The organism is Actinocrinis sp., assembly GCF_035605935.1.
Taxonomy (GTDB): Bacteria; Actinomycetota; Actinomycetes; order Streptomycetales; family Catenulisporaceae; genus Actinocrinis.
The window spans coordinates 21728-34683 of the sequence record NZ_DATNGK010000277.1 but is presented as its reverse complement, the minus strand read 5'-3'; the positions used below and the strand labels follow the sequence as shown (position 1 = coordinate 34683).

Annotated in this window: 10 protein-coding genes; 5 read left to right on the top strand and 5 right to left on the bottom strand. The window is 67.5% G+C overall.

The window, feature by feature from the left end; all coding sequences use genetic code 11:
* The first annotated feature begins 125 nt into the window (after window positions 1–125).
* Window positions 126–1022 carry a phytanoyl-CoA dioxygenase family protein gene (locus VN779_RS22450; RefSeq protein WP_325726567.1) on the top strand — a complete coding sequence of 299 codons (897 nt, stop codon included), beginning with the start codon at window positions 126–128 and terminating at the stop codon, window positions 1020–1022.
* Window positions 1023–1104: 82 nt separating this feature from the next.
* On the opposite strand, the gene VN779_RS22445 is transcribed toward VN779_RS22450, so the two are convergent.
* Entirely contained in the window at window positions 1105–2622 is a 1518-nt protein-coding gene (locus VN779_RS22445) for a carbohydrate binding domain-containing protein (protein ID WP_325726565.1), read from the bottom strand.
* A gap of 208 nt (window positions 2623–2830) precedes the next feature.
* Between VN779_RS22445 and VN779_RS22440 the strand changes: the two genes are divergently transcribed.
* Window positions 2831–3178 carry a VOC family protein gene (locus VN779_RS22440; RefSeq protein ID WP_325726563.1) on the top strand — a complete coding sequence of 116 codons (348 nt, stop codon included), beginning with the start codon at window positions 2831–2833 and terminating at the stop codon, window positions 3176–3178.
* 156 nt (window positions 3179–3334) lie between these two features.
* On the opposite strand, the gene VN779_RS22435 is transcribed toward VN779_RS22440, so the two are convergent.
* From VN779_RS22435 to VN779_RS22420, 4 genes are all read right to left on the bottom strand, one after another.
* Complete coding sequence (locus tag VN779_RS22435; RefSeq protein ID WP_325726561.1) at window positions 3335–3907, bottom strand: phosphatase PAP2 family protein; 573 nt, start codon at window positions 3905–3907, stop codon at window positions 3335–3337.
* The gene (locus VN779_RS22430; RefSeq protein ID WP_349260896.1) at window positions 3907–4569 is read right to left on the bottom strand and encodes a DedA family protein; all 663 of its coding nucleotides are present in this window, start codon (window positions 4567–4569) and stop codon (window positions 3907–3909) included. The genes VN779_RS22435 and VN779_RS22430 overlap by 1 nt, the downstream gene beginning before the upstream one ends.
* A 274-nt stretch (window positions 4570–4843) precedes the next feature.
* Complete coding sequence (locus VN779_RS22425) at window positions 4844–5836, bottom strand: M56 family metallopeptidase (protein WP_325726557.1); 993 nt, start codon at window positions 5834–5836, stop codon at window positions 4844–4846.
* A gap of 6 nt (window positions 5837–5842) precedes the next feature.
* Window positions 5843–6265, bottom strand: a complete 423-nt coding sequence (locus VN779_RS22420; RefSeq protein ID WP_325726555.1) for a BlaI/MecI/CopY family transcriptional regulator — start codon at window positions 6263–6265, stop codon at window positions 5843–5845.
* Window positions 6266–6613: 348 nt separating this feature from the next.
* On the opposite strand from VN779_RS22420, the gene VN779_RS22415 reads away from it, so the two are divergent.
* From VN779_RS22415 to VN779_RS22405, 3 genes are all read left to right on the top strand, one after another.
* The gene (locus tag VN779_RS22415) at window positions 6614–10939 is read left to right on the top strand and encodes a discoidin domain-containing protein (RefSeq protein WP_325726553.1); all 4326 of its coding nucleotides are present in this window, start codon (window positions 6614–6616) and stop codon (window positions 10937–10939) included.
* A gap of 236 nt (window positions 10940–11175) precedes the next feature.
* Window positions 11176–11781: an RNA polymerase sigma factor gene (locus VN779_RS22410; RefSeq protein WP_325726551.1), complete on the top strand. Its 606-nt coding sequence runs from the start codon at window positions 11176–11178 to the stop codon at window positions 11779–11781.
* Window positions 11778–12548 (top strand): hypothetical protein, encoded by a 771-nt coding sequence (locus tag VN779_RS22405; RefSeq protein ID WP_325726549.1) that lies wholly within the window; start codon window positions 11778–11780, stop codon window positions 12546–12548. Before VN779_RS22410 ends, VN779_RS22405 begins: the two co-directional genes overlap by 4 nt.
* Window positions 12549–12956: the final 408 nt, after the last annotated feature.

Genomic DNA, 12956 nt, shown 5'->3' with positions numbered 1-12956 from the left:
GCGTATTGGACCGCCGAACCCTGCCGCCGACTCGAAGCGTCTTTTAAGACAACCGGGGTCTCAATCTTCACACGAAGGTACGAGCGTTCCGGTCGGAAAACGGCGAAACGTGTGGAGGGGGCCCGATGACGGCCGACACTCAGGCGGCGGCGCTTAGGCCGATGAGCAAGGAACAGCGAGAGCAGTTCGAGGAAGAGGGTTACCTGGTCGTTCGGGGAGCGCTCAGCGAGTCCGAGGTCGCGTACTACGAGCAGGCCATCGACCGCGTATACGCCGCGGAGCGGAAAGCCGGTCGGCTCTCCCCCGAGGGTTCGATGCACAAGCTCAGCGCCGTGGCCAGCTGCCCGGAAGCGGTCGGCCTGATCGACCACCCGAACACGTTTCCCCTGGTCTGGTCGATGCTCGGCTGGAACGTGCACATCTACCACTCGCACCTGGACGTGCATCCACCGATCCGGATCGAGAAGCCGTACCGCTTCGAGTGGCACCAGGACGGCGGCCGGCAGAACCGCGAACTGGAGACCGAGCCGCGCCCGCGGCTTTCCGTGAAGATCGCCTACTGGCTCTCCGACGTCTCCGAAACCGGGCGCGGCAACTTCAAGGTGGTACCCGGCAGCCACCTGCGCAACTGGATCGACGGCCCGCCGCGCCGAGACGTCGCGTGGCCGGAGCCGGCGGGTTCGGTCGAGGTGTGCGCGAATCCGGGCGACGCCGTGTTCTTCGACCGGCGGCTTTGGCACACCCGCACGAACAATTACTCGCAGATCACCCGCAAGGGGGTCTTCTTCGCCTACTCACACCGCTGGTCCTATGGCCGGGATGAGAACGACGCGTTGTACCAGTCGCCGCAGTTCGCGACTTTCAACCCGATCCAGCGCCAACTGCTGGGCGCGAACCTGGCCACGCCAGACCAGGTACCGGGCGATCACCAGTGGGGCCACTACCCGGAGACGACTCCGCTGCACGGGTTCCTCCAGCACAACGACCTGCTCGACCCCACGTACCCACCGCTTAAGCCCTGACGGAAGCTCAGGGAACACAGCGCTCCTGAACGGCGCGACCCCGGACTGCCCCACGTCGCCCGGGGTCGCGCCGTTCAGGAGGTCAGCCGGTGAAGCCGTGGAAGATGGAAGTGAACTGATACAGGGACTGCGAGATGCCGCTGCACGTCGGCGAGACGCCGCCGGAGCAGTTGCCGTTGTCGCGGCCCTCGGACCAGAACGCGAGCCGGCCGATGTGGTGCGACTGCGCCCAGGAGAGCAGCTGCTGCCCGTCGGCGATGGTGAAGACCGGGCCGGTGTCGTTGTCGCCGATCATCGGGGTCACGCCGAGCATCGCGTAGAGCTGCGACGAGCTCAGGTTCGGCCAGATGCTCGCCAGCTGACCCTCCGTCGACTGCGCCGCCTCGATCACCGAGGTGCCCCAGTCGCCGTCCGGGGCGAAGTCCATGGTCATCGGGTTGACGATGCCGACCTGCACGCCGTGCGAGACCGCGTTCTGCAGCACCTGCACGCCGAGGATTGGGGTGAGGCCGTAGGTGGCGGCCTGGACCTCGAGGGTATAGCTGACCACGGTGCCCGGCCGGTCGCGTTGGACCTGCGCGATGGCGGTGTTCACCATGTCGGTGTTGGTGGCGGCCTCGATGTCGAAGTCGATGTGCGTGACCTTCAGCGTGTCGATGACCTTCTCGTACGCGGCGGCGAGCTGCGAAGAGCCGGCGCAGGTGGTCTCCAGATACGGGCCCTGCGCTCCGCCGAAGGACACCGCGACGTCGCCACCGAGGGCCCGCAGCGCATTGATCTCGCCGAGGATTCGCGAGTCGGTCAGCGAGATGGTGCCGCCCCAGGACGGGTCGCAGGCCGAGCTGTCACCGAGGACAAAGGCCAGGGTGAAGGTCTTCTGGCCGGTGGCCTGCTCGATCTGGGCCAGGGTCGGGCTCGCCATGGTGATGTCGATGTATGGCGCCACGCGCCAGTTCTCGTTGGGCGGCGGGGACACCGTCCCAGTGGGGCTCGCGGAGGGGCTGCTCGATGGCGAGGAAGAGGGCGATTTTGACGGTGAGGGCGACGGGCTCGGGCTGCGCGACGGGCTGACGGACGGAGAGGAGGAGGGCGTAGGCCCGGCCGGTCCAGTCAGTGCGAGGTCGTCCGCGTAGTAGGTGGGCTGCGCGTACCAGCCGTGCACGAATACCTGCACAGACGTCTGCGACGCACCAGTGGTGAAGGACACGGACAGATTCGAGTAGCTCGACGCGGAAGGCGTCCAGGTGCTCGTACCGCCGGTCACGCCGATGTACACGTATGAGCCCTGCACGTAACCCGACAGGGTGTAGGCGGTGTTCGGCTGAACTGAGACGGTCTGCGTGCACTGCGCATCGGCAGAGCTGCTGGGCGTGCCGGCCAATGCGTGCGAACCGGAGTGCGCAGGACTGCCGACCACGGAGGCGGTGCCGGGGTCGCAGGTCCATCCGGACAGATCGCCGGTCTCGAAACCGGCATTGGTGAGCAGGTTGGTGGCGGCGGCGGTCGCGGGGGTGGCGAGGGCGACGGCGGTGGCCAGACCGGCGCTCATCAGCGTCGTGATGCCGATCGCGGACACAAGTCGTTTGCGGCGCGGCGTCATGGTCTCTCCAGGCAGGCAGCCGCGACGACGCCGCTTCGCGGGCGGTAATAGGTGACAGTAGGCAGATTGGACTAGACCACAGGAGGTGTCAAGGACGGCCGCGGCGATCGATCAGGATTCGAGAAGCGGACCCGCTCGCCGCGGATTTACGGTGAATACACGCCGGCGGGACGTCAACAGACGAAGAGTCATCAACAAGGAGATCACCGTGAGCAAGGGCATTCAGACGATCCTCTTCCCGGTCGAGGACATGGGCCGGGCGAAGGAGCAGTTCAACAAGCTGCTGGCGGCGCAGCCGATCGCCGACTCGCCGTACTACATCGGCTACAAGGTGGCCGGCCAGGACATCGGGCTGGTCCCGAAGGCCAACTCCAAGCACATGACCGGACCGCTGCCGTACGCGCACGTGGACGACATCAAGGCGAGCCTGGCCGCGCTGCTGGAGGCCGGGGCCGAGACGGTCGAGGAGGTCCGGGACGTCGGCGGCGGCCGCTTGGTCGCCAGCGTGCGGGACTCGGACGGCAACCCGATCGGGCTCGTGCAGGACGCCGGCTGACGCGGCAGGTTCAGGTCGGTTCGAGCGGCGCTCCGTGCCCGGAGGAATGTGTTCTATTCCTCGGGGGCACGGAGCGCCGATCTTTCGCCGCTGCCGGCAAGGGGCGTGGTCGGCGGCGACGTTTTGGGGTGGGTAAAGGCTGACGCCTACACGCGCCTAGTGGGCCTGCTGTTCTCGGCGGGCAAGCCAGTGCACGGTCAGCGGGCTGAGCACGCGGGCGACGGCGGCCGTCACGACCAGTCCGAGCAGCAGGCCGGCCACTACGTCATGCGGGTAGTGCTCGCCGAGGTAGACCCGTGAGAAACCCTCGATCAGCGCGAGAACCAGACCAACCAGGCCGAGCCGCCAGCTGAAGAAGAACAGCGCGGCGACGAGCGCGCCGGCGAGGGCGGTGTGGTTAGACGGGAATGAGTAGTCGGTCGGGCCGGGGCAAGCGATGACAGTGTACGCCTGCGGCAAGCTCAAGCACGGCCGCCGCTCGTGCACCAGCGCCTTGACCAGTTCGTTCGCGCCTACCGCCACCGCGACACCCACCGCGACCGCGCCGAGCCTGACCAGCGGGTTGTCCGTCTGGCCGCGGCTGCGCCACCAGGCCCAGAGCACCAGCAGCCCGAGCACGCCGATGCTGACGGTCGTATAGACGTTCATCGCACCGCTGAGCCAATGGCTGTGCTTGGCCCAGTCAGTGACGTCCAAGTACCAGCTGCCATCAACGCCTGCGCCACTCATTAGCTGTCCTCCGATGCCGCGTGCCTAGCGTGGGATACGGGCTCTGACGCGCCGGCCCGGCGGCGGCGCAGCAGCTCAATCGCGAGCGGGCTGAGCGAGACCAGGACGATGACGGCGATGATCGGCAGCAGGTACTTGTCGATGCTCGGGATGCTGGAGCCAAGCCCGTAACCGGCGAGGGTCACACCCAGCGACCAGACTAACCCGCCGACCACCTGCCACAACGTGAAGACACGAGTCGGCACTTCCAGCGCGCCGGCCATCGGATTGAGCACCGTGCGCACCACAGGAATGAACCGGGCCAGCACGATCGCCTTGCCGTATCCGTAGCGTTCGAGGATCTCCTCGGCGCGCTCGACGCCGGCGCGCAGATGCCGGTTCTTGGACCGCGCGAGCAGCACCCGTCCGCCGCGCTGGCCGAGCCAGAATCCGGTCTGCGCGCCGAGTAGCGCTCCGGCCGCCGCGGCGAGCAGTACAGCCGGAAGAGAGAGGTGCACGGCGTGGGTTCCCGCCGTGCATAGCAGGCCGGCGGTGAACAGCAGCGAGTCACCCGGCAGGAAGAAGCCGATGAGCAGGCCGGTCTCCGCGAACAGGACCAGGAACACGCCGAGGGCGCCGAGGCTGGAGAGCCACGAGGTGGAGTCCAGCGGGTTGAAGGCCAGGACCCGGCCGCCGGATTCGGCGGCATGCGATACGAAGTGCGTCGCGAGGGTGAGCAGAGCGGGGTTCGGCACGACCTCTTCTTCCTTACCGTGCGGGCGCGCATCATCTACAAAGATGTAGAACTTCTACAAGAGTGTAGATGATTGGGTGGCTCGGCGTTTGCCGGATCCGCACCCGGACTGTCAGGGTTCCGTCACAGCGACCTGGCCGGCGGTGTCCCGTTGAGCGGGACAACGGCCGCTCCGTGCACTCGAAGGCGCGATCGCGACGGCGTCAGTGATGCGGCACGTAGCTCGCGGATTCCAGGAGTTCGTGCAGATCGTGTGCGGCGTCGAGTGCGCAGAGACCGGCGATGATCGCGATCACCGCGACGGCGGCTTGCAGGATCCAGCGGCGTCCCAACGGGGGCGCGAGCAGCGCGGCGACCCGACGCGGTACCGGTCCGGCGGCGCGCACGGCGGGCCGCCGGGAGTGCTTCGGCACGAAGCGCGGCGCACCGATCCACGCGAAGACCGCGCCGAGGGCCGCGGCCGGGGCTCGGCGCGCGTCGTGGTGCTTGGCGGCGATAGCCGCGCGCGCGATCGTCTCGGCGACCAGCCGCCGGTCGCCGACCGCTTGGGCGGCGCGCTCGTCGGCCCAGCGCTCGACCGTGTATTCGACCGCGTCTGCGACCGGCCTCAGCAGCGGATTCGCGGCCGCGGCGAGGCGCGCGACGCTGGTGAAGGCGTAATGGCGACCGACGAGGTGCGCGCGCTCGTGGGCGAGCAGCGCGGCGCGGCCCGCGTCGTCCAGCGTGTCCAGCATTCCGGCCGAAACGACGATGCGACCGGGGCGGCCAGGCACCGTGTACGCGTCAGCCGTCGCATCGCGGGTGACCACGAGTTGGCCGCGCCCCGGCAGCCCGCGAGCGTGCCGGAACGCCTCGACCAGGGCTTGCCCGCGTCGCACGGCGAATCGCACCACCGCGGTGAGGGCCGTGCCCAGCAGTATCCCGGCGATGATCGCGACCACGGTGCTGGTCGGATCCCCGCGGTCGATGATGGCGGGCGACCAGCGGCCGAGCTGGGCGATGAGCGGGACCTTGATCACCGCGGCCAGCGCGACGAGGGTCAGCGCCGCGCCGCTGGTCGCGGCGAGCGCGACCGCCACCCCGGTCAGCAGCCAGGTCGCCCAACGCGGGTCGACGCGTGCCGCGATTGGGCGCGCCAGCAGCTGCGCGATCAACGGAAAGAGCAAAGTGAGGCAGAGGACGAGCGGAACGGCCACGCGGCGTCACCGCCTCGCGTCGTCGACGCTCGAGGTCGGGCCGAGCAGTCGACGCAGCAGTTCCTCGTCGCTGTCCGACAGATCGGCGACGAAGCGGGAAAGCACGGCGGCGCGGTCGGCGGAGCCGTCGAGCAGCGCGCTCAGCCGCCGGGCTTCGAGGCCTGCCGCGTCAGCCAGCGGCGCGTACTGAAAGGAACGACCCACGCGCGTGCGCGCAAGCATCTTCTTGCCGTGCAGGCGCGTGAGGATCGTGACGACCGTGCTGTAGGAAAGCGCCCGCGCTTCGGCATCGGCGCAGGTGCCGAGCAGGTCGCGCACCTCGCCGGGACTCAACGGCCCCTGCGCGCGCCACAGCACGTCCATGATCGCCGCTTCGAGCGCGCCGCGTGCCCGACGCGGTACGCCGTCCGAGCCGGCCGCCGGCAGCATCCGAAAACCTCCGAAGATTACAGCGCACGAAGACCAGAGCGTGCGATACCGGCTACAACTACACGCTTGTAGATGCAGCCTGCTCCCAGTGTGCCACGCGTACGCGTCGCCGTGGCTGGGATGCGAGGCGACTAACCCGGGCCATTGACCAACGCGTCACACGTATGTAACTTCCAGCTAGTATCTCGCAAAAACTCATCATCTACTAGTCAATCGTCCCTGCTATATCTGCAATTTACTGACTAGCGCAGTTCCACGCACCACGTCGACGAGGTCGTAAAGCGCGGACTGACGACGTCCTCGGCGCTCTCCGTCACCCACGTCCCAACGTTCCGCCAGAGGAAGAGGATGAGAACAGGACACGGATCCGCCCCGCCTCGCCGCGCCGCGAGGCTGCGCACCGCCGCGCTGGCACTCGCCGGACTCATCGTCACGGTCCTGCCCGCGTTGCACGCCGCACCCGCCGCCGCGGCCGGCACCAATCTCGCGCTGGGCAAGAACGCCACGGCCAGCAGCGTCAACGGCCAGTACGCCGCAAGCAACCTCAACGACGGCGATCAGGCCTCGTACTGGGAGAGCACCAACGGCTCAAGCGCCTTCCCGCAGTGGGCCCAGATCGACCTGGGCGCCAGCACCTCGGTCAACCAAGTCGTGCTCAAGCTGCCGACCGGCTGGGGGGCCCGTACCGAGACGTTGTCCGTGCAGGGCAGCCTGGACAACTCCAGCTTCACCACGATCGTCGCCTCGGCCGGCTACACCTTCGATCCGAACTCGGGCGACGCGGTCAGCATCAGCCTCGGCGCGACCAGCACCCGATACCTGCGGATCAACATCACCGCCAACACCGGCTGGCCCGCCGGGCAGCTCTCCGAGCTGGAGGTCTACGGGTCGACCAGCACGTCGAGCAACCTCGCACAGGGCAAGAACACCACCGCCAGCGGCTCGAGCCAGAGCTACCCGCCGAGCAACGCCACCGACGGCAATCAGTCCACTTACTGGGAGAGCACCAACAATGCCTTCCCGCAGTGGCTACAGGTCGACCTCGGCGCCTCGGTCGCGATCAACAAGGTCGTGTTGCAGACACCGGTGACCAACTGGGCCGCACGCACCGAGACGCTTTCCGTTCAAGGCAGCACTGACGGGTCAAGCTTCCGCGACATCGTGGCCTCCGCGGGCTACACCTTCGACCCGGCCAGCAGCAGCACCGTGACGATCTCGTTCAACTCGACCACGACCCGGTACGTGCGGCTGAACATCACCGCCAACACCGGCTGGCCGGCCGGGCAGATCTCCGAGTTCCAGGTCTACGGCCCGACTTCCGGCGACACCCAGCCGCCGACCGCACCGGCGAATCTGGCCTACACGCAGGCCGGCAACGGCCAGGTCACGCTCACCTGGGGAGCATCCACGGACAACGTGGGCGTGAGCAATTACGACGTATACGCGAACAACGCGCTGCTGACCAGCGTCCCCGGCAGCGTTCTGACATACACGGACAGTCCGCCGACGACCCAGACCGTCACGTACTACGTCCGTGCCCGTGACGCGGCCGGCAACCAGTCCGCCAACAGCAACAGCGTGACGCGCAACGGCCAAAGCGCGACGCCGCCAACCGCACCGGGCAATCTCCAGTACACGCAGCCGCAATCCGGGCAGATCAAGCTGACCTGGGGCGCGTCGAGCGACGCGGTCGGCGTGACCGGCTACAACGTCTACCGAAACTCGTCGAAGATCGCGTCCGTATCCGGCAGCACCCTGACATACACGGACTCGATCTCTGACACACTCACCGCCTCCTACTACGTCACGGCGACCAACGCGGCCGGACTCGAGTCCTCGCCGAGCAACACGGTCACTCGCACCGGAAGCGGTGGAAACTCCACCAATCTGGCGCTGAACAAGCCGATCGACGGAACGCCGTATACCTACACTTACGCACCGGCCAACGCCGACGACGGCGACGCGACGACGTACTTCGAGGGCTCCTCCTATCCCAGCAACCTGACTGTCCACCTCGGCGCCAACGCCGACATCACCTCCGTCGTGGTCAAGCTCAACCCAGCCGCCGCCTGGTCGGCGCGCACCCAGACCATCGCGGTGCTCGGGCGCGAACAGAGCGCGACCGCGTTCAGCACCCTGGTCTCGGCGCGCAGCTACAGCTTCGACCCGAACAGCAACCAGAACTCGGTGACCATCCCGGTGACCGCGCGCGTCGCCGACGTCGAGATATCGATCACCAGCAACAGCGGTGCGCCCGGCGGCCAGTGCGCCGAGCTCCAGGTCTTCGGCACCCCGGCGCCGAACCCGGACCTCACCGTCGCCAGCAGCTCGTGGACTCCGTCCGCGCCGGTCGAGACCGACTCGATCACCGCTTCCGCCGTGGTGCAGAACGCCGGAACCGCCGCCTCGGTGGCCACCGACGTGAATTTCTACCTCGGCTCGAACAAGATCGCCTCGACCTCGGTCGGCGCGCTCGCACCGGGAGCCACACAGACCGTCACGGCCAGCCTCGGCACGCAGAGCGCCGGCACGTACCAGCTCAAGACGACGGTCGACGAGTCGAAGAAGAACTTCGAGCTGCAGAACAACCAGAGCTACACGAACCCGACCGGCCTCGCGGTGAAGCCGGTGCAGAGCTCTGATCTGGTCGCCGCTTCGGTGAACTGGACGCCGGGCAACCCGGCCGCGGGCAACTCGGTGGACTTCACCGTGGCGCTCAAGAATCAGGGCACGATCGCGACGGACTCCGGCGCGCACAACATCACGCTCACCCTGCTCGACTCGAACGGCAATACCGTCAAGACTCTGATCGGCGCGTACAACGGCACGCTGGCCTCCGGTGCGTCCGCCAACGTCGACATGGGCACCTGGACAGCGACCAACGGCAAGTACACCGCGCACACGGTCATCGCCGTCGACGCTAACGAACTGCCGGTCAAGCAAGGCAACAACACCAGCGACACCGCGATCTTCGTCGGCCAGGGCGCGAACATGCCCTACGACATGTACGAGGCGGAGAACGGTCAGCTCGGCGGCGGCGCGACGGTGATCGGGCCGAACCGCACCATCGGTGACCTAGCTGGCGAGGCGTCGGGCCGAAAGGCCGTCACGCTGAACGGCACGGGCGACTCGATCAGCTGGACTTCACGCGAATCCACCAACACCTTCGACCTGCGCTACTCGATCCCGGACGCCTCTGCCGGCGGCGGCATCAACGCCACCCTCGACCTGTACGCGAACGGAACGCTGGTCGAACCGCTGAGCCTGACCTCGCACTACGCGTGGCTGTACGGCGCGGAGACCGGTCCCGGCGACTCGCCAGGCGCGGGCTCGCCGCGGCATATCTACGACGAATCAGGGTTCTTACTGCCGACTTCGTACCCCAAGGGCACGGTGTTCAAGCTGCAGAAGGACTCCTCGAACAGCTCCCAGTACGCGGTCGACTTCATGAACCTGGAGCAGGCGAGCCAGATAGCCAACCCGGACCCGGCGCACCTGGTCGTCCCCGCGGGCTTCACCCAGCAGGACGTGCAGAACGCGATCGACACGGTGATCCAGGACAGCACTGGCGCGCACACCGGCGTGTACCTGCCGGCCGGTCAGTACTCGCTGACCGGGCGGCTGACGGTATACGGCAAGGCGGTCAAGATCGTCGGCGCCGGCGTCTGGTACACACAGTTCGTCGCGCCGCAAAGCCAGACGAACACCGACACCGGCTGGGACGTGCAGTCCACCGCGAACGGCTCGTCCTTCAGCGGATTCGCCTGGTTCGGCAACTACACCACCCGCCAAGACGGCCCAGGGCACACCTTCCAGCTGACCAACATCTCGAATATCACGATCGACAACCTGTGGATCGAGCACAACGTGGTCGGTGTCTGGGGTCTGACAGCCGTCAAGAACTCGACCTTCACCAACCTGCGCATCCGCGACACGCTGGCGGACGGCATCAACCTCACCAACGGAAGCCAGGGCAACCTGATCTCCAACGACGAGGCCCGCACGACCGGCGACGACAGCTTCGCGCTGTTCGCCGCGCAGGACAGTTGCTCCGGATGCAAGGAGACCGGCAACACCATCCAGAACGTCACCGCGCTGACCCCGTGGCGGGCCGCGGGTGTGGCGATCTACGGCGGGTTCAACAACACGGTCCAGAACTTCTACGTGGCCGACACCTTGTGCTACCCGGGCCTGACGGTCAGTTCGCTGAACTTCGGCTTCGCGTTCGAAGGGTTCGAGGACAGCCCGCCGACCACCATCGCCAACTTCTCGCTGGCTCGGGACGGCGGCCACTTCTGGGGCAACCAGGCGTTCGGCGCGATCTGGATGTTCTCGGCGACCAACCCGTTCCAGGGCATCAGGATCAACGACTCGACCATCACCGATCCGACCTACACCGGGATCATGTTCCAGACGGACTACGTGGGCAACACCGCGCAGTATCCGTTCCAGGACACGGTCTTCACCAACACCACCATCACCGGAGCGCACGCGGACAACGACGGATTCGGCAACGGAAAGTCGGGCTTCGGCGTCTGGGCCAACCCGCTGCCCGAGGCCGGTCAGGGCCCACCGGTCGGTTCGGTGACGTTCAACCATCTGGTGGAGAGTGACAACGACGTCAACATCCAGAACACCTCGACCAGCACCTTCACCATCACCGTCAATCCCTAGCCGGCCGTTGACCGCGGCGAGGACCGCCGAGCGCCGCTGATCGCGTCGGGCCTCGGCCGACGGACACCGGGCTCCCCAGCGCCATCGGGGAGCCCGGTCGCATTCTTGTGCGTCGCCCTTTCAAACGAACACACCGGTCACAGGGTCTGGGTCTGGCGGCGGTGCTGTGAAATGATCCGGGTTGCAGGAGGGGCATGTCGAGTCAGTGTTCTCATGAGGGCGAGGAGCCGGCGGAGGTGAGCGGCGGCGACCTGGACAGCGTTCTCGACTCCGCGAGGGCCGGGGATGAGTCCGGCATGGCGGAGCTCTGGCACGCGCTGAACCCTCCGGTGCTGCGCTACCTGAGAGTCGTCGTCGGACAGGCCGCCGAAGACGTCGCCTCGGAGACCTGGCTCCAAGCGGCCCGGGACATACGGCGGTTTCGCGGCGACGCGACCGGGTTTCGGGTGTGGCTGTTTCGGGTGGCTCGCAACCGCGCGCTGGAGGAGTTGCGCCGCAGCGGACGCCGCAAGGAGGACCCGGCCGGCCTGTACGCGGCTCCGGACCGCGCCTCGCGGGACGATCCGGCACGTGAAGCGGTAGAGCACTTGGCCACGCGCCAAGCGTTGCGTCTTATCTCCGAACTGCCAGCGAACCAGGCTGAGGCCGTGATGCTTCGTGTGGTCGTCGGGCTTGACGTAACGCAGACCGCGGAGGTGCTGGGGAAGCGTCCGGGTGCCATACGCATTGCGGCGATGCGTGGACTGCGGCGTCTGGCGACGGTCATCGACGGCGATGATCTCCTGGATGTGGAGCGCGCCGGGACCGGGGCCGGGGCTGCCGTGCCGGAGGTGGCCGAATGAACGAGAGGCGCAGCCGCAATCTTGACACCGTGCTCGCCGCGGCCGCCGCGCCGCCGCTTCCGGAGGAGGAGGACGCGCGGGATCTAGCGAACGTGCTGACCATGTTCCACACCGCCGGCGTCGCGGTGGAAGCCGGGGTCGCCGCTACCGAACCGATCACCGCGCTCAGCCCGATCGAGAGCGAGGGCGCGACCCAGCCGGACGTTCGGTCCGCCGGCGGTGCCCCGCGACTGTCGTTCATGATGAAGTGCGCGGTGGCGTTCGTGTTCGTTCTCGGCATCAGCATCGCGATCTCGAGCACGGGAATGCTGCCTTCTCCGGTGCAGTCGTTCGTACATCACGTGTTCGGCGGCATCGGCGTTCCCGCGCCCTCGCAGAACGGCGGTACGCCGAGCGGCAACGGCTCCGCCCCGGCGAACCCGGCGCCAACCGTGAGCACGGGCCCTAACTCGATCGCATCGGCCTCCGCCTTGGCCTCGGCATCGAGCGTGAACAGGGCCGGCGCCCCATCGACAAGCGCTCCCGGGGCGGGGGTCTCGACAGCCTCGCCCAGCGCGACCGAAGCGTCGCTTTACACCCTGTGCACGCAGGTCAAGGGCAGCGGAAACAGCTGGAAGACGACGATGAGCGCGCAGGATCAGGCGCGATTGATCGCGGCCGCAGGCTCGGAGAACAAGGTCCACGCGTACTGCAACCAGTTGCTCAAGTCGAGCACATCGTCCTCCAACACCACGACCGTCGCCCCATCCCCGAGCGCCACCGACTGACTCCGACTCGCGCTCGCGCTGACCGCCGTTCTCGCCGGTCAGCGTGTGTGTAACGCAATGAGCGCCGGGTGTCCCTGTTAGTCCGTGAGGTGATTGCAAAGGGTGTGCCCGAACACCCCTTGGCAATCGCTTCCGCAGGGCCTGCGGCGCCGTGACCCCTTCGCTGGCAAGTGCCGCAGGCCCGCCATTTCCCTCACCCTTGACAGCCGCGCGCCGCGCGAGCACGCTGACTTTCGAGTCGCCTCGGAGAGCGCTCTCCGAACCTTCAGCTCGCAGCGAATCCCTTCACAGCGAATCGCTCATCGCCTCATCCGCGGCAGCCGACCGCCCGGCCGTGCCGCCTGAGCCGCAGAGGTCTCCCACGCCTCTGGCACGCCGCCGACCGGGCCGCCTCCCTCGCCGACGGTC